General features: G+C 74.0%; 15 protein-coding genes and 1 pseudogene. 9 read left to right on the top strand and 7 right to left on the bottom strand.

Translation table 11 applies throughout. The annotated features are described in order from the left end of the window. Positions 1-290: 290 nt before the first annotated feature. The 4 genes and pseudogenes from ADK55_RS30905 to ADK55_RS30890 all read right to left on the bottom strand — a co-directional run bounded on the left by ADK55_RS30905 (position 291) and on the right by ADK55_RS30890 (position 5270). Positions 291-914 (bottom strand): NAD(P)H-dependent oxidoreductase, encoded by a 624-nt coding sequence (locus ADK55_RS30905; protein WP_053683417.1) that lies wholly within the window; start codon positions 912-914, stop codon positions 291-293. Positions 915-1119: 205 nt separating this feature from the next. After that, positions 1120-2361, bottom strand: a pseudogene (locus tag ADK55_RS30900) (IS701 family transposase); the annotation flags it as partial. 99 nt (positions 2362-2460) lie between these two features. Continuing rightward, on the bottom strand, positions 2461-4536 hold the full coding sequence (locus tag ADK55_RS30895; RefSeq protein WP_053683415.1) for a BTAD domain-containing putative transcriptional regulator: 2076 nt from the start codon (positions 4534-4536) through the stop codon (positions 2461-2463). Positions 4537-4676: 140 nt separating this feature from the next. After that, on the bottom strand, positions 4677-5270 hold the full coding sequence (locus ADK55_RS30890; RefSeq protein WP_053683413.1) for a histidine phosphatase family protein: 594 nt from the start codon (positions 5268-5270) through the stop codon (positions 4677-4679). A gap of 70 nt (positions 5271-5340) precedes the next feature. On the opposite strand from ADK55_RS30890, the gene ADK55_RS30885 reads away from it, so the two are divergent. Both ADK55_RS30885 and ADK55_RS30880 read left to right on the top strand, forming a co-directional pair. Beyond that, positions 5341-5835, top strand: coding sequence for a hypothetical protein (locus ADK55_RS30885; RefSeq protein ID WP_053683410.1), 495 nt, complete (start codon positions 5341-5343; stop codon positions 5833-5835). Positions 5836-5995: 160 nt separating this feature from the next. Beyond that, complete coding sequence (locus tag ADK55_RS30880; RefSeq protein WP_234350323.1) at positions 5996-6685, top strand: RNA polymerase sigma factor; 690 nt, start codon at positions 5996-5998, stop codon at positions 6683-6685. Between the two features lie 69 nt (positions 6686-6754). On the opposite strand, the gene ADK55_RS30875 is transcribed toward ADK55_RS30880, so the two are convergent. Genes ADK55_RS30875 through ADK55_RS30865 form a run of 3 tightly spaced genes read right to left on the bottom strand, consistent with a single transcriptional unit; the run spans position 6755 to position 10896 of the window. Beyond that, a complete protein-coding gene (locus ADK55_RS30875; protein ID WP_078999595.1) occupies positions 6755-7828 on the bottom strand; it encodes a MerR family transcriptional regulator in 1074 nt (357 codons plus the stop codon). Between the two features lie 12 nt (positions 7829-7840). Next, entirely contained in the window at positions 7841-9214 is a 1374-nt protein-coding gene (locus tag ADK55_RS30870; RefSeq protein WP_053683469.1) for a cryptochrome/photolyase family protein, read from the bottom strand. A 17-nt stretch (positions 9215-9231) separates the two neighbouring features. Next, entirely contained in the window at positions 9232-10896 is a 1665-nt protein-coding gene (locus ADK55_RS30865) for an SDR family oxidoreductase (protein ID WP_234350322.1), read from the bottom strand. 228 nt (positions 10897-11124) lie between these two features. On the opposite strand from ADK55_RS30865, the gene ADK55_RS30860 reads away from it, so the two are divergent. From ADK55_RS30860 to ADK55_RS30830, 7 genes are read left to right on the top strand one after another with little or no spacing between them, the layout of a single operon-like run. Then, positions 11125-13215 (top strand): MMPL family transporter, encoded by a 2091-nt coding sequence (locus tag ADK55_RS30860; RefSeq protein ID WP_053683408.1) that lies wholly within the window; start codon positions 11125-11127, stop codon positions 13213-13215. Next, positions 13212-14498 carry an NAD(P)/FAD-dependent oxidoreductase gene (locus tag ADK55_RS30855; protein WP_053683406.1) on the top strand — a complete coding sequence of 429 codons (1287 nt, stop codon included), beginning with the start codon at positions 13212-13214 and terminating at the stop codon, positions 14496-14498. Before ADK55_RS30860 ends, ADK55_RS30855 begins: the two co-directional genes overlap by 4 nt. After that, a complete protein-coding gene (locus tag ADK55_RS30850) occupies positions 14492-15229 on the top strand; it encodes a DUF1365 domain-containing protein (RefSeq protein WP_053683467.1) in 738 nt (245 codons plus the stop codon). Before ADK55_RS30855 ends, ADK55_RS30850 begins: the two co-directional genes overlap by 7 nt. 5 nt (positions 15230-15234) lie before the next feature. Next, a complete protein-coding gene (locus ADK55_RS30845) occupies positions 15235-16443 on the top strand; it encodes an SAM-dependent methyltransferase (RefSeq protein WP_053683465.1) in 1209 nt (402 codons plus the stop codon). Continuing rightward, complete coding sequence (locus ADK55_RS30840; RefSeq protein WP_053683404.1) at positions 16440-17225, top strand: DUF1295 domain-containing protein; 786 nt, start codon at positions 16440-16442, stop codon at positions 17223-17225. Before ADK55_RS30845 ends, ADK55_RS30840 begins: the two co-directional genes overlap by 4 nt. A gap of 43 nt (positions 17226-17268) precedes the next feature. Then, entirely contained in the window at positions 17269-17748 is a 480-nt protein-coding gene (locus ADK55_RS30835) for an Lrp/AsnC family transcriptional regulator (protein ID WP_053683402.1), read from the top strand. 46 nt (positions 17749-17794) lie between these two features. Then, the gene (locus tag ADK55_RS30830) at positions 17795-18472 is read left to right on the top strand and encodes an HAD family hydrolase (RefSeq protein ID WP_053683401.1); all 678 of its coding nucleotides are present in this window, start codon (positions 17795-17797) and stop codon (positions 18470-18472) included. Positions 18473-18582 lie beyond the last annotated feature (110 nt).

The following is an 18582-nucleotide window of genomic DNA, read 5'->3' as shown; positions in this document are numbered from 1 at the left end:
CCGGGGGCGGGGGCCGCGGGTGTGGGGTGTACGGGGCCGGACGCGCGAGGGCCGATCGCCCCCGGGATCGCCGCGCGGCCGGGCGGGTCGCTCGGGACCGGGCGGACGGGCCCGGCCCCGACCGCGCCCGGCGGGACACGGCGCGGCACGGGGCGGCATGGGCCCCGATCGTGCGGGCGGCGGGCACGCGGCGGCGGGGCGCCCGTGTACGCGACGTACTCGGGTGCCCCGGCAACGCGGCGGGGCGCGCGACCGGGCGCCGCGGCCGGGGCGGGCCCCGACGGCAGGACCTAGGCGAGGCCCTTGCGGAGCGCGGCGGTGATCTCGACGGTGCGGCGGGCCTGGTACTCGATGGCGGCGAGGTTGTCCTCGGTGACGTTGCCCGCCTCGTTGCGCGAGACGCTGCTGACGCCGTACGGGTTGCCGTTGGTCGGGGCCAGCTGGATCGGGTCGGCCACACCGGGCGGCACGATGATCGCGCCCCAGTGGTAGAAGGCGTTGTTGAGGGCCAGGAGGGTGCTCTCCTGACCGCCGTGCAGGGTCGCGGTGGAGGTGAACGAGGACATCACCTTGTTCAGCAGTCCGCGCTTGGAGTGCAGGGGAAGGGTCTGGTCGATGAACTGCTTGAGCGAGGCGGCGGGCAGGCCGTAACGGCCCGGGGTCCCCCACAGCACCGCGTCGGCCCATTCGAGGTCGTCGAGCGTGGCCGTGGGAATGTCCGCCACGGCGGCGAGGTGCTCCTCCCATGCCGCGTTCCAGGTGTCGTTGCCGGGTACGACCGTCTCGGTGGTGAGCTCGGCGGTCCTGCGCAACCGCACCTCCGCGCCCGCCTTCTCGGCGGCGGCCGCGGCGGCCACGGCGAGTTGGTGGACGTTTCCCTGGGAGGAGTAGTAGATGACGGCGACCTTGGTCATGTCCGGGGTCCCTCGGTTCGATCGGTTGGAATGTCCCGATCCTGTGGGACCCGGCGGCCACGGCCAATGGCCGTCCGGGCTATCCGTCAACTGCTCAGCTCGCTAGGTCAGGTCGCCCTCCCAGGTCCGTCAGGTAGCCCCGACCGTGCCGTTCGCGGCGCGCCGGATCGGTCAGGTCCGTCACCTCCGCCGTGGCCCGCCGGGTGTTCGGCCGGCCGCTGAGCAGGGCGATGGCGTGCGCGGCCGAGGCGAGCGTCGCGTGCCGGTGCCAGCCGTTGAAGGAGCGGCCGGAGAAGTCCCGGATGCCGACCTGGTCGGCCACCTCGGCGAGGTCCCGGTCCACCCTGTGGGTGAGCCGGATCAACTGGGTCAACTCGACCGGTCGCACCCCCGTCAGGTCGGTGAGCCACAGTTCGGCCGGGAGTTGCCCGCCGTCCGAGATCCCGAGGAGCAGCAGTTCCTCGGCCACGCCGGGTCGGCCGCCGGGGCGCCGGGTGTCGGCGGTCAGGGTGGCGCTGACGGCCACGAGCGAACCCGGCCGCCTGATGCCGCGCAGCTGCGCCTCCGGTCCGGGTGCCCGGCGGGGTTCCAACTGACGCATGTGCCAGGCGGTGGACATGATCTGTTGGGTCGTCATGCTGGCGCCGCGGCGGGGGAAGGTCGGTTCCAACACGGTGAGGCGTACGGAGGGGTCCACCCGCAGCAGCCAGGGCGTGCCGGCGGCCCGCAGTCGGTGGACGGTGCTCAGGACGTCGGCGTTGCGCGCGTCCATCACCAGGGGTCGGACCGGGAGCCCGGAGTCCCTGATCATCGCCAGATAGGCCTCGACCGAGCACTGGGCGAGGCTTTCCTGCACGGTGGTCTCGGGGATGGCGGCCTGGCTGCGCCGGTTCTCGTCCTCCAGCCAGCGGTGGGTGAGGTGGAGCCGCCAGTGCAGGGGGGAACTCCAGTCGTGGGCGGCGGCCCAGACACCCACGGCCTGTTGGGCGTTGATGACCTGACCCAGCTCCGGCACGAAGCGCCGTTCGACCCCCACGGAGGTTTCACCGGCCTTCGGAATGATCATGGGGTGTACCACGTACGCCTGCGGTGGCGAGACCCGTTCGATGTGCTGGGCCAGGGCCCGCCGGACGGGGGTCCAGTCCCAGGTCGAGCTGGAGATGAAGTGGTGGAGGCTCTGCTCGGCGGCGTCCCCTCCGAGCAGCGTCGCAATGTTGCGGATCGACTTGCGGCCCTCGGCGCCCAACAGGCCCCGCACGTAGTGGATGGCCTTCATCCGCTGGTCGCTCCGCGGCATGGACGCGAAGAGTCCCGAGCACAACTCGAAGACCACCGACTCCTCGTCACCGGGGCGTTGCGTTCCCTCGCGTGCGATGCACTCGGCGTGCTGATCGCCCGACGGCTGCTTCCGGACCGTGCTGCCGCTCCGCAGGATCGTGCTCCTCATGGAAGTCTCCCCTCCGACCGGGCGTTGCCCGGCCAGCTGCCTGCATGTGTCTGCCGAGCGGCGGCTGTGCTGAGCACATGCCGCCACGGAGACGCAGCTTCACGCGGGGCGACCAAGCGGGGGCAAAGGATCGGGAAGCCCCGCCTCCGTGCCCGCGCGGATCGTGGCGTACGCCGCCGGCCGGTCCGGGGCGGTCGGGGACCGCGGTTCCGGATCGGCGTCCGGGTTCCCGGCGAGGGCGAGCCGGATCAGTTCCGGTATCCGGAAGGACGGCACCGACATCTCCCGGGTTCCCGTGGGGACCCGGCCGTTGAGTTCGACGGCGTGGTGGTCCAGCAGGGTGCCCAGGAGCTGTTCGGCGGTGCTCGTGGCCACCCCGAGGAGTTGCGCGGCGTCCCGGACCACGAAGGCTCCGGGGGCGGAACGGCTGAGTACGGTGAGCGCCCGGCCCGCCGGGTGGGGCAGCCGCGCGCAGGACTGTTCGACCCGGGCCAGCACGTCCCAGGTCCCCGAGCGCAGTTCTACCCGGCGTTGCCCTTCGTTGGCCAGTCGTTCGGCGAAATCGGCCGTGGACCACATCGGACGGGCCGCCAGGGTCTCCCCCATCGCCCTGATCCCCAGCGGGACGTGACCCATCAGCCGGACGATCCCCCGGGCCGCCGTGCGGTCGCCCGGGAGCCGGCCCGCGGGGCAGACGGCCGCGGCGAACAGCGCGGCGCCGTCCTCGGTGCTCATCGGCCCGAGCGTCAGGTGCGCGGCGCCCGGCAGTCCCGGCAGGCGGACCCGGGAGGTGGTGATGACGGTGCTGCGGCTGCCGCCGGGCAGCAGCGGCAGGATCTGCCGGGCGGACGCGGCGTCCTCCAGCAGCAGGAGCAGCGCCCGGCCCGCGGTGTGGTCGCGGAACCTGCGGGCCAGCTCGTCCTCGGCCCATCCGGCGGGGTCCCCGTCCGAGGTGGGCACGGAGTCGAGGTGCAGGTCGCGCAGGAAGGAGCGCAGGATCAGCGTGGGGCTGATCGGCGTCTCCCGGTCGCTGTGCAGCCGGGCGTACAACTGGCCGTCGGGGAAGCGGCCGCTGAGCAGGTGGGCGGCCCGGACGGCCAGCACGCTCTTGCCGGTGCCGATGCCACCGAGGACGGTGACGATCCGGGGTGCGGCGCGCCGTTCGGGTTCCTCCCCGGGGGCGGCCAGGGCGAGCAGCCGGTCGAGTTCGCGGCGGCGGCCGACGAAATCCGGTGTGTCGGGCGGGAGTTGCGTCAACCTGGGGAGGGTCGCGGGCGCCGTCGTGGCGAGGTCCCGGGCGGGCCGGCCGGGCGGGATCAGATGTGCGGGCGTGGGCGCGCCGAGGCGCGGGTCGGCGCTCAGCACCTCCTGCTGGAGTTTGCGGACCCAGTCGGAGGGCTCGATGCCCAGCTCCCGGACGAGGTTGCGGCGCAGCCGGGTGAACGCGTCAAGGGCGGTGGCGCGTTGGCCGGATCGGTGTGCGGCGAGGACCAGGTCGGCGGCGAACCTCTCGTTGAGCGGGTGCTCGGCGGTGAGCCGGCGCAGTTCGTCGAGCAGCGCTCCGTGGAGGCCGAGTTGGAGGTCCGCCTGGACCCGCATCTCCAGGGCGCTGATCCGGGTGGCCTCGATCCGGCTGATCCGGGAGGCGAGTTCGGGGCCGGCGGGGACGTCGGCGAAGGCGTCCCCGCGCCACAGGGCGAGGGCCGCCCGCAGCGCCCCGGCGGCCTCGCGGGCGTTGCCTGCGTCAAGGTCCACGCGGGCCAGTCCGATCCGGCGTTCGAAGTCCCACAGGTCCACCTCCTCCGGGCGCAGCCGCAGCAGGTAGCCGTTCGTACGGGTTTCCAGCCGGTCGGAGGAGTGCGGTGCGGGGGTGGGGCCGTGCGCGGGGGCCGGCCGCCGGGCCAGGGCGCGGCGCAACTGGTACACGTACGTCTGGACGGTCTTGCGGGCGAGCCGCGGCGGGTCGATCTCCCACAGTTCCTCGATGAGGGCGGCGAGCGGCACGGGCCGTCCCGCGCGCAGCAGGAGCACGGCCAGGACCCGTCGGACCTGGGGCGCGGTGGGGGTACGGGATTCGCCGTCGAGACGCACGTCGAGCGGTCCGAGGACCCCGATCCGCAAGGCGGGGCCCCCGGGTGCGGCGGGGTCCCGCTGGAGCACCGCGGTGGACTCCATGGACGGCTCCTCTCCGGACGGTGTGCCCTGCCGGCCTGCGACTGCGACTGCGATGCGAGAACAGTGGCCCACGGCGGTTTATGGCCGGTCACTCGTCGTCCTGCCGGTCCGCGGCAGGCGGGAGGGGAGGTCCGGGAGGGTCAGGGCCTGGTGTTCCAGCCCGCGATGACCGGGAGTTCGTGTTCGGTCGACAGGAGGCTGACCGTCCCGGTGCGCAGCAGGAACAGTCGCCCGTCGGCGGGGGGCAGCCCGAGGTAGCGGGCCGTCAGTACCCGCAGGAAGTGGCCGTGGGCGACCACCACCACGTCGCCGCGGTCCTCCCGCAGCACCTCGGCGATCCGGGCCAGCGCGCGGTCCGCGCGGGCCCCGACCTGCTCGGCCTGCTCGCCGGGGTGCTCGGCGTCTCCGGGCGGGACCCCGTCGGTCCACAGCGACCAGTTCGGCCGGGTCTCGCGGATCTCGGCGGTGGTCACGCCCTCGTAGCCGCCGTAGTCCCATTCGTGCAGGTCCGGGTCGGTGACGCCGTCACTGAGCCCGGCGAGCTGGGCCGTGGCCACGGCGCGGCGCAGCGGGCTGGTCAGCACCAGGGCGGGCTGCCGGTCCAGGAAGAACGGGGCCAGGGAGATCGCCTCCTCGACCCCGCGCGCGGTCAGCGGGATGTCCGTCAGCCCGGTGTGCTTCCCGTTGGCGCTCCACGCCGTCTCACCATGCCTCACCAGCATCAGGTCACTCATTCCCCGGACGATAGTCGCTCCGGCATGTCGTCGCCGAAGTCGCCGGGCAGGCGTGTCAGTGTCGGGCGTCATGGATGTGAGCACGTTCTACGCCTTGTTCTCCGCCACCTGTTTCACCCTGGTCGGCCTGTGGTGGAACGTCGTGCAGGGCCATTCCGAGTGGATGCGAGCGCCCGCCCTGCGGCGGGTGGTCGGCGGCATCTACCTGTCCTTTCTGCTTCCGGCGCTCATGGGCCTGTTCGCCCAGGTGGGGGGCACCGAGCAGCCGTGGATCTGGCGGGCCTCCTTCGTCGTGATCGCGGTCATCGGATGCGCGTCCACGCTGCGGCTGCTGGCCCGCGACCGGGCCGAGGGCGTCGGCGCGGGGCTGGTGTGGCACCGGGTGGGTGTGATCGTGCTCTACGTGCTGATCGCCGTGGTGGGCTCCGCCCCCGAGATGGCCGACGTGGTCAACCTCAAGGGGATCCAGGCGGAGGCGCTGCTGCTGATCCTCCTGGTGGTGCTGGGGCACGCGCTGGTGTGGCGGTTCATGGCCGGCGAGGGCCGGGCCGCGGAGGCGACCTGACGCGTGCCGGTCCCCCCTGCGGCGGCGCCGATCGGCGTCGATCGGCGGCGCCGTCGGGATCGAGGATCGGGGGTCGATCGGATGTCGATCGGCGGCGCGGAAATCGATGCGGAAACGGTGCGAGTTGGTCGAGGGCTCCTGTGCTCGCGAGGCTCGGGGCATGGACGACCGGATGGACGACCAGACGTGCCGGCGCGATCGGCGGACGCACCCGCGGGGGCACTCCGCATCGGGCGCGCCGGGCACCCTGGCGTACGAGGACGACGCGTCGGACGAGGCGCGCATCGCGGCCGGCTTCGCGGCGGGCGACGAGCGCGCCATGGAGGCCGCGTACCGCCGGTGGCGGCCGCTGGTGCACTCCCTGGCGCGCCGCTCGCTCGGCGACGACCGCGAGGCCGAGGACGTGACCCAGCAGGTGTTCCTGGCCGCCTGGCGCGGCCGTGGCGGCTACCGGCCGGGCCCCGGCGGGCTCGGGGCCTGGCTGACCGGGATCACCCGCCACAAGGTGGCCGACGCCCTGGAGGCCCGGACCCGGCGGGCCCGGGCGGTCGCGGCGGCCACCCGCGCCTTCCACGAGTTCGCCCGGTGGCCCGCGGCCGGTGACCGACCGGAGCCGGAGCAGGTGGTGGACCGGGTGTTGATCCTCGGGGAGCTGGCCCGGCTGCCGGCGGCGCAGCAGCGCGTCATGCGGCTCGCCTTCTACGGGGACCTGACCCAGAGCCAGATCGCGGATCGCACGGGGCTGCCGCTGGGCACGGTCAAGAGCCACATGCGGCGGGCCCTGTGCGTCCTGCGCGCGTCGGTGGCGCCGGCCGTGTCGCCCCGCACGCCGGAGGTCGCGGCCGGGTGACGGGCCGCGCCGGCCGCGCGGTCCCGCGGCCGGCGGCGGGCCGGAGGGGCCGGAAGGGCCGGAAGGGGTCTACGCTCGCGTCCCGGTCGCCGGGCCCGTCCTCGTGGCCTGTTCGGCGTGGTCCGTGGGGCGCAGGGCGTTCTCGATGACGGTGAGGCCCGAGCGCAGGCCGAACAGCCGCTCGGTGCGCGGGTCCGGGGATCCCGTGCCCCAGCCGGGTCCGGCGAGCAGCAGCGCCGAGTGTCCGCGTGCGCCGCGCAGCCCCCACTCGATGGCGGCGACGGAACGCGCCAGGGGCCGGTCGGCGGTGCTCCGGGACTGGGACCACAGGACGGCCGCGCGCGGGCCCGTGCGCCGGACCGCCTCGTGCAGGGCCTCGGCGGGCAGGGCGGCGCCGAACATCCTCACCGGCAGGCCCCGTTCACCGAGCACGGCGGCCAGCGCCTCCATGGGCAGGGTGTGTTGCTCTCCCGGCGCGCAGGCCAACAGCACCGGGGAGGAGCGCAGTTGTTCCGCGGCGGGGCGTACCCGGCGCAGCGCGCAGGAGACGTGCCAGGAGAGCAGGTGCTCCACTTCCACGTAACGTTCCCCGGCCGAGGCCCACTTGCGGCCCACCGCGTGCAGGGTCGGCGCGATGATCTCCTCCCATGCGGTGACCAGGCCGTGTTCCGCGACGGCGGCCTCCAGCAGCTGTTCCACCGCCGGGGCGTCGAGTCGTACGGCGGCCCGGGCGAGCCCCCTGCACTCGGGGCGGACCTCTCCGAGCGGGAGCGCGTTGGGGCCGCCCGGCGCCGCCGTGGTTTCCGGGACCGCGGCCGACTCGGGGACGGCGTCGCCGCCGGCGGGGGCGGCGCCCACGGCGGCCCGGGCGGCCTCGGAGGGCGGTACCCCCTGGGCGGTCAACCGGCACATCAGCTCCAGGCGGGCGATGTCCTGGGCGGTCCAGCGGCGGTGCCGGCCGTCCTCGCGGGTCGCGGGGCCGATGGCGTACCGGCGCTCCCAGGACCGCAGGGTGGTGGGCGACACCCCGAGGCGCCGGGCCACGGCGCCGGTGCTCAACGCCGCCGCGGGCAGTTCCGGGGCGTGGTCCTGGGGCGGGTGGGGCGGCACGGGGTCCACCCGCTCACGATACGACGAGGTCATGGGGGGCGGCCCTCATTCGATTCCGCGCCCTTTCCGGAAGCGGCCGAGCGCGTCCGCGAGCTCGACCAGCGGGTCCGGGTAGTCGAAGCGTGCGCGTTCCGGGGCGGGCAGCCGCCAGGGCTCGTGCACCCGGGGGGCGGGCAGGTCGGCGAGCTCGGGAACCCAGCGGTGCACGTAGGTGCCGTCGGGGTCGTAGCGCAGGCCTTGGCGGACCGGGTTGAGGACCCGGTTGGGTCGGGTGTCGGTGCCCGTGCCGGCCACCCACTGCCAGTTGAGCTGGTTGTTGGCGAGGTCCCCGTCCACGAGGAGGTCGAGGAAGTGTCGGGCGCCGGCCCGCCAGTCCACGTACAGGGTCTTGGCGAGGAAGCTCGCGGCCAACAGTCGGCCGCGGTTGTGCATCCAGCCCTCGTGGGCGAGCTGGCGCATGGCCGCGTCGACCACCGGATAGCCGGTGCGGCCCTCCTTCCAGGCCTGGATCTCCTCCTCGGCGTCGGCTCCGGTGCGCCAGTGGTCCCGGCGGGCGCGGTAGTCCTCGGCCGCCGCGGCGGGGCGGGCGGCCAGTACCTGGTGGTGGAAGTCGCGCCAGCACAGTTGCCGGACGAAGGCCTCGGCGCCCGGCCCGCCGACCGCGCGGGAGCGTTGGACGGCCTCGACGGGCGAGATCGTGCCGAAGTGCAGGTGGGGGGAGAGTCGGGAGGTGGCGTCGCCTGCGAGGTCGTCGTGGGTGTCCTCGTAGCGGGCGATGCCGTCGTTCAGCCAGCCGGAGAGCAGTCGCCGGGCCTCGCGCTCGCCGCCGCGCGCGAGGCCCGGGGAGGTCCCGGTGACGGCGGTGCGCTCGGGCAGCGCCTCGGAGTCGATGTCGTCGGGGACCCGGAGCGTGCGGGGGGCCGGTGCGCTGGGGCGCGGGGGCAGTTCGCTCCAGCGGCGCAGGTACGGGGTGAAGACGGCGAAGTGGTCCCCGCCGGCGGGCCGCACGGCCCCAGGGGCGACCGCCGTGATCACCGCGTCGTGGACGTACAGCCGCCGGCCCTCGGCTTCCAGGGCGGCGCGCAGCCGTTCCTCGCGGGCGTGGGCGTACGCGCTGACCCCGGCCGCCATGTGCACCTCGTCGGCGTCCGCCTCGCGTACGACGGCGCACACCCGGTCGACGACCTCGCCGGAACGGACCACCAGACGTCCGCCGCGTTCGCGCAGCCCGGCGTCGAGGGCGGCGAGGGAGTCGGCGAGGAACGCCGACCGGTTGGGCGCGGTGAAACCGGCCGCCTCGATGGCCCGGTCGCGGACGAAGAGGGGCACGACCCGGTCGCAGGAGGACATGGCCGCGCGCAGCGGTGGGTGGTCGTGCAGGCGCAGGTCCGAGGTGTACAGGACCACCGCGACGTTCATGGTTTCTCGTCTCCGCGTCAGGGTCGTGGGGGACGGTTGTCGTGGGGTGCTTCGGCGTGTCGGTCCGGATCGGATGCGCTGCCGCCCTCGGGTCGTCCGGCCGGGGTGGGGGGCTGCCGCTCGGCGGCCCGGGCGATGTTGCGCGCCATGCCGCCGAAGACCACGGCGTGGAAGGGGGAGACGCTCCACCAGTACATGTGCCCGAGCAGCCCGTGGGGGTGGAACAGGGCGCGCTGGCGGTAGCGGGAACGCGCCGCCGTCGCGGTCCCGGTCGTGGCGGTCGCCGTCGCCGTCCGTCCCGGGGCGTGGTCGGTGTCGGTGCGGGCTGCGGCGGCGGGTTCCGGGGCCGTGTCCGGGTCGGGTTCCGCGCGCAGTTCCAGCCAGGCCAGGCCGGGCAGCCGCATCTCGGCGCGCAACCGCAGCAGCCGGCCCGGTTCGATCTCTTCCACCCGCCAGAAGTCGAGCGAGTCGCCCACCCGCAGACGGGACGCGTCGCGCCGGCCGCGCCGGATGCCGACGCCGCCGACGAGCCGGTCGAGCCAGCCGCGTACCGCCCAGGCGAGCGGGAAGGAGTACCAGCCGTTCTCCCCGCCGATGCCCTCCACCACCCGCCACAGCGCGTCCGGCGAGGCGTCCACGTCCAGTCCCCGCTTGTCCTCGTACAGGCTGCCGCCGGCCCAGTCGGGGTCGGTGGGCAGCGGGTCGCTGGGGGCGCCGGGCAGGGAGGCGGAGGACCAGCGGGTGACCACGTTGGCGTCGCGGACCCGCTGGAGGGCGAGGGCGAGGGCCTGGTCGAAGCCGAACGGCGTGCCGGGCGGGTCGGTGACGTACTCGGCGATGTCGTGCTCCTCGCACACCACTTCGTGGCGCAGCGATTCGGCGAGCGGTCGGGCGAGGCGCCGCGGCACCGGGGTGACCAGTCCGATCCAGTGGCTGGACAGTCGCGGGGTGAGCATCGGGACGCGCAGGATGAGCCGTTTGGGGAGCTCGGCCACGGAGGCGTAGCGGCGCATCATCTCCTCGTACGTGACCACGTCCGGGCCGCCGATGTCGAAGGTCCGGCTGACCTCGGGCGGCATCGTGGCGCTGCCGACGAGGTAGCGCAGGACGTCGCGGACGGCGATCGGCTGGCAGCGGGTGCCGACCCAGCTCGGGGTGACCATGACGGGCAGCCGCTCGGTGAGGTAGCGCAGCATCTCGAAGGAGGCGGAGCCGGATCCGATGATGACTGCGGCGCGCAGGACGGTCGCCGGGACGGCGGAGGCCAGGAAGATCTCCCCGACCTCGGCGCGGGAGCGCAGGTGCGTGGAGAGTTCCCGGATCGGGACCCCGGTGGGGGTGAGCCCGCCCAGGTAGACGATCCGCCGGACCCCCGCCGCGTGGGCCTGCTCGGCGAAGATCCGGGCGGCGGCGCGGTCCCGGTCCTCGAAGCCGGAGCCGGTGCCGAGGGAGTGGACGAGGTAGTAGGCCACGTCGATGTCGTGCAGGGCGTCCCCCACCGAACGCGGGTCGACGACGTCGCCGCGCACCACCTCGGCCCGGCCGGCCCAGGGGTGGTCGCGCAGTTTCTCCGGGGAGCGGGCCAGGCAGCGGACCTGATGGCCGGCGTCGAGGAGTTCGGGCACCAGCCGGCCGCCGATGTAGCCGGTGGCCCCGGTGACCAGACATCGCAGGCTTGTCATGACGCGTCTCCGCTCCTGGTGGTCCCGGTCGGGGACCTCGTACGGAAGATCTCGTGGGATGCCGGGAGATCTCGTGGGCGTGACCTCACTGGGGATTCGGTCCGGTCGGTGCGATCGGATGCGTCGCTCGCCCGAGCGGCGCATCCGAATGACGTGTCCCGGCCGAAAGGTGATCCAGAAGGCCCGTCCACCACCTCAGCACAGACTGACCTCTTGTCCGGGAGTGCCATGCGCCCGTCACCGCGGATCACCCGCCTGGTGATTCCGATCCTGTTGTTGCTCGGCTGGCTCGCCGTCGGCGGGGTGCTCGGCCCGTACGCGGGCAAGCTCGGCGAGGTCGCCACCAACGACCAGGCCGCCTTCCTGCCGCGCAGCGCCGAGTCCACCCGGGTGGTGGAGGCGCAGCGGGCCCTGCGGCAGGCCGAGTCGCTGCCCGCGATCGTGGTGTGGACCGCCTCGGACGGCGGCCGGCTCACCCCCGCCGTCCAGGGCACGGCGAGCGCCGCGCTGGCCTCGCTGACCGGGGGCGAGGGGCTCGCGGGCCCGGCCTCCCCGGCGGTTGCCTCGCGGGACGGGCAGGCCCTGCGGGGTGTGGTGCCGCTGCGGCCGGACCTCGGTGACGGATTGACGGACGTACTGGACCGGGTGCGCGGGGCGGCCGGGAAGGTGCCGGGCACCACGGTGTCGATCGCCGGTCCGGCCGCCACCCAGGCGGACCTCGGGGACGCCTTCGCGGGCATCGACGGACTGCTGCTGGGGGTGGCGCTGGCGACGGTCCTGGTGATCCTGCTCGTGGTCTACCGCAGTGTGCTGCTGCCCCTGATCGTGGTCTTCGGCGCGGTGCTCGCCCTCGGCCTGGCCTGCGCGATCGTGTACGCGTTGGCCGATCGCGGGCTGGTCCGGGTGGACGGTCAGGTGCAGGGCATCCTGTCGATCCTGGTCATCGGCGCCGCGACGGACTACGCGCTGCTGCTGACCGCCCGGTTCCGGGAGGAACTCGCGACGGAGCCCGACCGGTTCACGGCGATGCGGGCCGCGTGGCGGCGCACGCTGGGCCCGGTCGTCGCGAGCGCCGCCACCGTCGCGCTGGGCCTGCTGGCGCTCCTGCTGAGCGACCTGACCAACAACCGGGCGTTGGGACCGGTGGGGGCGATCGGCATCGGTTGCGCCGTGCTCGCCGCGTTGACGTTCCTGCCCGCCGCGCTGGTCCTGTCGGGCCGGGCCGCCTACTGGCCGGCCCGCCCGAAGGCCTCCGACGCCGCGCATCCCGTCTGGACCCGGGTGGCGGCGCTGGTGGACCGGGCGCCGCGCCGGGTGTGGGCCGTGACCCTGGCCGGGCTGCTGGCCTGCGCGGCCCTCTCCCCGATGCTGGTCTCCAAGGGGGTGCCGCTCGACGAGATCTTCGTGAACGACGCCCCGTCGGTGTCGGCGCAGGCCACGCTGGGCCGGCATTTCCCGGGGGGTGCGGGCAACCCCGCCGTGGTGATCGCGGACGCGGACCGGGCCTCCGAGGTGGTGGCGGCCGCGCGGGCCACCGAGGGCGTCGCCGACGCGGCGCGGGTGGGCGCCCCGGGCCCCGGCGGCAGGGTCCGGATCGACGCGACGCTGGACGACGCGGCCGACAGCGACGCGGCCAAGGAGACGGTGGGCCGGTTGCGGACCGCCGTGCACGCGGTCGCGGGCGCGGACGCGCTGGTCGGCGGGTACTCGGCCCAGCAGTACGACACCCAGCGGACGGCGGCCCACGACCGCGCCCTGATCGTGCCGGTGGTGCTCGGGATCATCCTGGTGATCCTGGCGGGGTTGCTGCGCTCGCTGGTGATGCCCCTGTTGCTGGTGGCGACGGTCGCGCTGAACTTCCTCGCCACGCTCGGCGTGTCCGCCCTCGTCTTCCGGGGCGTGTTCGGGTTCACCGGGACGGACGCCTCGGTCCCGTTGTACGGGTTCGTCTTCCTGGTCGCCCTCGGGGTGGACTACAACATCTTTCTGATGTCCCGGGTTCGCGAGGAGACCGTGGCGCACGGTCACCGCGAGGGCATCCGGCGCGGTCTGACCTCCACCGGCGGAGTGATCACCTCGGCGGGTGTGGTCCTCGCGGCGACCTTCGCCGCGCTGGGGGTGATTCCGCTCGCCTTCCTGGCGCAGATCGCGTTCATCGTGGCCTTCGGCGTCCTGTTGGACACCCTCGTCGTGCGTTCGCTGCTGGTTCCTGCCCTGGTCAGGGACATCGGACCGAAATCCTGGTGGCCCGGTTCGCCCGGAGACACATCCGAGCACCCCTCCGGCTCCGAAGTACCGGTCAAGGAGGCAACACGATGAACGAGCGAGGACGATCACGACCGCGTACGGCCGTGGTCGGCGGGGGTGTCTCGGGGCTGACGGCGGCATACGTGCTGGCGCGCTCCCACGAGGTGACCCTGTACGAGGCCGACGACCGGCTGGGCGGGCACGCCCACACCCATGAGCTGAAGGGGACGGACGGCGAGCTGCGGTCGGTGGATTCCGGGTTCATCGTCCACAACGACCGTACCTACCCGCATCTGTTGCGCCTCTTCGGCGAGTTGGGGGTGGCCACCCGACCGACGACGATGAGCCTGTCGGTGCACTGCGAGGGCTGTGGGCTGGAGTACGCGGGGGCGCGCGGTCCGCGCGGGCTGTTCGCGCAGCCGCGGGCCGCCGCGAACCTGGCCTACCTGCGGATGCTGGCCCAGGTGCCGGCCTTCCACCGGCAGGCCCGGCGGTTGCTGGCGACCCCGTCGGCCGGTCCCGAGATCACGCTGGCCCGGTTCCTGCGGCAGGGCCGGTTCGGGGCGTACTTCACCGGGCACTTCGCCATCCCGCTGGTGGCCTCGGTGTGGTCCTGCCCGCCGGACACCGCGCTGCGCTACCCCGCCCGCTACCTGTTCCGCTTCCTCGCCCATCACGGTCTGCTGTCGGTGGGCGGCTCACCGAACTGGCGTACGATCGAAGGTGGTTCGGCCCGGTACGTGGAGCTGCTGCGCGAGCGGCTCGGTACGGGGGCGGTCCGGGTGGGCACTCCCGTACGGGCCGTGGAGCGCACCGCGGAGGGCGCGCGGATCACCACCGCGGACGGGACGTCCACGGCGTACGACTCGGTGGTCGTCGCCGTCCACGCCGATCAGGCGCTGCGCCTGCTGGCCGACCCCTCGGACGCCGAACGCGAGGCGCTGGGCGCGTTCGGCTACTCCCGCAACCGGACCGTGCTGCACACCGACGCCTCGGTGCTGCCGCGTGCGGCCGGGGCCCGGGGCTGCTGGAACTACCGGCTGTCCGGCTGCCGCCCCCAGGACGGTCACGTGCGGGTCAGCTACGACATGAACCGGCTCCAGGGTCTGGACGCGCCGGAGCCGTACGTGGTGACGCTGAACGCCGACGACCGGGTCCGCCCGGACCTGGTCCTGGCCGAGATGGACTACGAACACCCCGTCTACACGCCGGAGTCGGTGGCCGCGCAGCGTCTGCTGCCCGCGCTGTCGGGGCCGGTGACGGCCTACGCCGGCGCGTACCACGGGTGGGGGTTCCACGAGGACGGCTGCCGCTCGGGCGTGGAGGCGGCGGCGGCGCTGGGGGTGAGCTGGTGAAACCCCGCCTGTACGAGGCCGACATACGACACGTGCGGGCCGGCGAGCGCTCGTACGGCCTGCGCCACCGCTCGTACCTGTGGCTGGTGGACCTCGACGAACTCCCCCGGCTGCCGGGCCCGTTGCGGCACCTGGCCCACTTCGACGCGCGGGACCACTTCGGCGGCGGGCTGCCGACGATCCGGGCCGGGCTCGATCGCTTCCTGGTCTCGAAGGACGCGGCGCTGCCAGCCGGTTCACGGGTGTCGATGCTCGCGCACGCCCGCGTGTTCGGGTACGTGTTCAATCCGATCTCGGTGTACTGGTGCCACGGCCCCGACGGGGAGCTGCGCCACGTGGTCGCCGAGGTGCACAACACGTACGGGGAGCGGCACTGCTACCTGCTCGGTCCGGAGGCCGCGCGGGGAACGGCCCGGGCGGCGAAGGAGTTCTACGTCTCCCCGTTCCTCGACGTGGACGGCGGCTACCGGATGCGGCTGCCCGAACCGGACGGCCGGCTGGAGCTGATGGTGCAGTTGGCCGGCGGGGCCGACGGCGCGCGGCTGACGGCGACCGTGCGGGGGGAGCGCCGGCCCGCCGGCGCGTGGGGCGCCGTACGGGCGTCGCTGCGCCACCCCTGGTCCACCGCCGCGGTGGCGGTGGGCATCCGCTTCCACGGCATCCGGCTGTGGCTGCGCGGTCTGCCGGTGCGACCGCGCCCCCGACACGTACCCCAGGAGGGTGTGAAGTGAGCACGATGACGCTCCCGGCGGTGCCGAAGCTGCCCCGCACGCGGGCGGCCGTGGGGCGGCTGCTGATCCGGCGGGCCCTCGACCGGCTGCCGCTCCAGGTCCGGATGGGGCCCGGGGAACTCCTCGGCAAGGGCGGTCCGGCGATGGCGGTGTACGACCCGGCCGCCTTCGAGCGGCGGATCACCGCGGAGGGCCTGATCGGTTTCGGCGAGTCGTACCTCGCCGGGGAGTGGGACGCCCGCGATCCGGTGGCGGTACTGACCGTGATGGCGGGGCACGTGGCGGGGCTGGTCCCGGCGCCGCTGCAGAGGCTGCGGGGCCTGTGGGCGGCCCGACACCCGGACACCGACCGCAACACCCCGGACGGCTCCCGCACCAACATCCGGCGGCACTACGACCTGTCGAACGAACTGTTCGCCGAGTTCCTCGACCCGACGATGACCTACTCGTCCGCCGTGTTCCGCGCCCTTCCCGCCGGTCCCGGCCAGCTGGCCGACGCCCAACACCGCAAGATCGACATGCTGTTGGACATGGCGGCCGTCGGCCCGGGCACCCGTCTGCTGGAGATCGGCACCGGCTGGGGCGAACTCGCGATCCGGGCGGCGGCGCGCGGCGCCCGGGTGGTGACGCTCACCCTCTCCCGGGAGCAGCGCGAGTTGGCGATGAAGCGGATCGCGGAAGCCGGGCTGACGGACCGCGTCGACGTGCGGCTGTGCGACTACCGCGAGGCCACCGGCAGTTACGACGCGATCGTCAGCGTGGAGATGATCGAGGCGGTCGGCGCGGAGTACTGGCCGGTCTACTTCGCCGCGCTGGACCGACTGACGGCCCCGGGCGGGCGGGTGGCGCTCCAGGCGATCACCATGCCGCACGAGCGGATGCTGGCCACGAAGGACACGTACACCTGGATCCACAAGTACATCTTCCCGGGCGGCATGCTGCCGTCGGTGCGGGTGGTGGAGGACATGGCCCGGACCCACACCCGCCTGCGGGTGGAGCGCTGCGAGAACTACGGGGCGCACTACGCGCAGACCCTGCGGCTGTGGCGGGAGCGGTTCGCGGAGCGGGCCGAGCGGGTCGAGGCGCTGGGCTTCGACGAGACGTTCCGCCGGATGTGGACGTTCTACCTGGCGTACTGCGAGGCCGGCTTCGCGTCGGGCTACCTGGACGTGCACCAGATCCTGCTGACGGCCCCGGACGGCGGCCCGTCGTGAACTGGGGAGCCTTCGGCGTCAACCTGGCGGTCTCGGCGGGCGTGGCGCTCGCCGTCCTGCTGATCACCTTCGCGGTGGGCGTCCGGCGCGGGATGCACCGGGTGGTCGACGTGGCCTGGGGCCTGGCGTTCGCCGCCGTGGCGGTGGCCACGTACGGGATGTCGGACGGGCGGCAGCCGCTCACGGCCGCCCTGACGGTCCTGTGGGGGCTGCGTCTCGCCGGGCACATCGCGTGGCGGGGGCGCGGGCACGGCGAGGACCCGCGGTACGAGCGGATGCTGGCCAAGGCTCCCGGCAACCCTCAGCTGTACGCGCTGCGCATGGTGTACCTGCTGCAGGCGGCTCTGGTGTGGCTGGTCTCCCTGCCGATCCAGGCGGGCCCGTACGCCACCGACGGCCCGGGGGCGCTCGCGATGGCGGCGGGCACCGCGCTGTGGCTGTGCGGGATCACCTTCGAGGCGGTCGGCGACCATCAGCTGGCCCGGTTCAAGGCGGATCCGGCGAACCGGGGCCGGATCATGGACCGGGGCCTGTGGTCGTGGACCCGGCACCCGAACTACTTCGGCGACTTCTGTGTGTGGTGGGGCCTGTCGCTGACCGCGTGGGGGACCTGGCCGGCGTTCGCCGTGTCGGTGATCGGCCCGCTCGTCATGTCGTATCTGCTGATCGCGGGCAGCGGCAAACGCCTCCTGGAACGCCATATGGCGGACCGTCCGGGGTACGCCGCCTATCGGGCCCGGACCAGCGGCTTCCTGCCGTGGCCGCCCCGCCGTACCGGGTGAGTGTCCGAGCCCGTGGGACGTCGCGGGCGGATACCCTCACGGCATGGCGGTGGACGAGCTCGACACCCGAATCCTGCGCCTGCTGATCGAGCAGCCGCGCACCAGCGTCCGGGAGTACGCCCGGCTCCTCGGCGTGGCGCGCGGCACCCTCCAGGCCCGGCTGGACCGCCTGGAGCGCACCGGGGTGATCACGGGCACCGGCCCCGTGCTGTCGCCCGCCGCGCTCGGTCACCCGGTGCTGGCCTTCGTGCACATCGAGGTCACGCAGGGGCATCTGGACGAGGTCGGGGACGCCCTGTCGGCGGTACCGGAGATCATCGAGGCCTTCTCCATCACCGGGGGAGGCGATCTGCTGACCCGGGTCGCGGCCCGGGACAACGCGCATCTGGAGGACGTCATCCAGCGCCTGATCAGGCTGCCGGGCGTGGTCCGCACCCGGACGGAGGTCGCGCTGCGTGAGCGGGTCGCGCACCGAGTGTTGCCGCTGGTGGAGGCCGTGGGACGAGCCGCTCGCAAACCCTGACAATATGGACGGGAAACGTACACGACCGGCAGGACGGGCACAGCGGATGATCTCCGTCATATTCGATCTCGACGGCACTCTCGTGGACAGCGAGCCGAACTACTACGAGTCCGGACGCCGCACCCTGGCACACCACGGGATCCCCGACTTCACCTGGGAACAGCACGCGCGCTTCATCGGCATCGGCACGATGGAGACGCTGGAGATCCTCAAGGAGCGTCACGCGCTGCGGGCCCCGGTGGAACAGCTCCTCGCGGAACAGAACGCCGCCTATCTGGAGCTGGCCCGCACCCGAACCGAGGTCTTCCCCGAGATGCGCAAGTTCGTGGAGCGGCTGCACTGCGAGGGCGTCCCGATGGCGGTCGCCTCCGGTTCCTCGCGGGAGGCCATCGACACGGTGCTGGCCGGGACCGGGCTGGACGCGCTGCTGACGACGGTGGTGTCCGCCGAGGAGGTGCCGCAGGGCAAGCCCGCCCCGGACGTGTTCCTGGAGGCGGCCCGCCGGCTCGGGGCCGAACCGGCCGACTGCGTGGTCGTCGAGGACGCGGCGCCGGGCGTGCGGGCCGCGCACGCCGCCGGCATGGAGTGCCTGGCCGTGCCCTACATCCCGATCGCCGCCGGGGACCCGGCCTTCACGACGGCCGGGCTGCTCTTCCGCGGCGGCCGGAGCGAGTTCAGCGCCGACACCGCCTACGAGTGGCTGGGCGAACACCGGGCCGCCTGATCGCCGGGGCGCCTGATCGCCGGGCCGGGGCGGGCCGGGGCGGGGCGGGGCGGGCGAACGGCGGCCGGGGCGACGCCGACGGGATCCGCGAGGTGAGGGGCCGCGGCCTC

The organism is Streptomyces sp. WM4235 (assembly GCF_001279725.1).
Taxonomy (GTDB): Bacteria; Actinomycetota; Actinomycetes; order Streptomycetales; family Streptomycetaceae; genus Streptomyces.
Note: the sequence above shows the minus strand (reverse complement) of the source record. Positions and strands in the feature narration are given on the sequence as shown.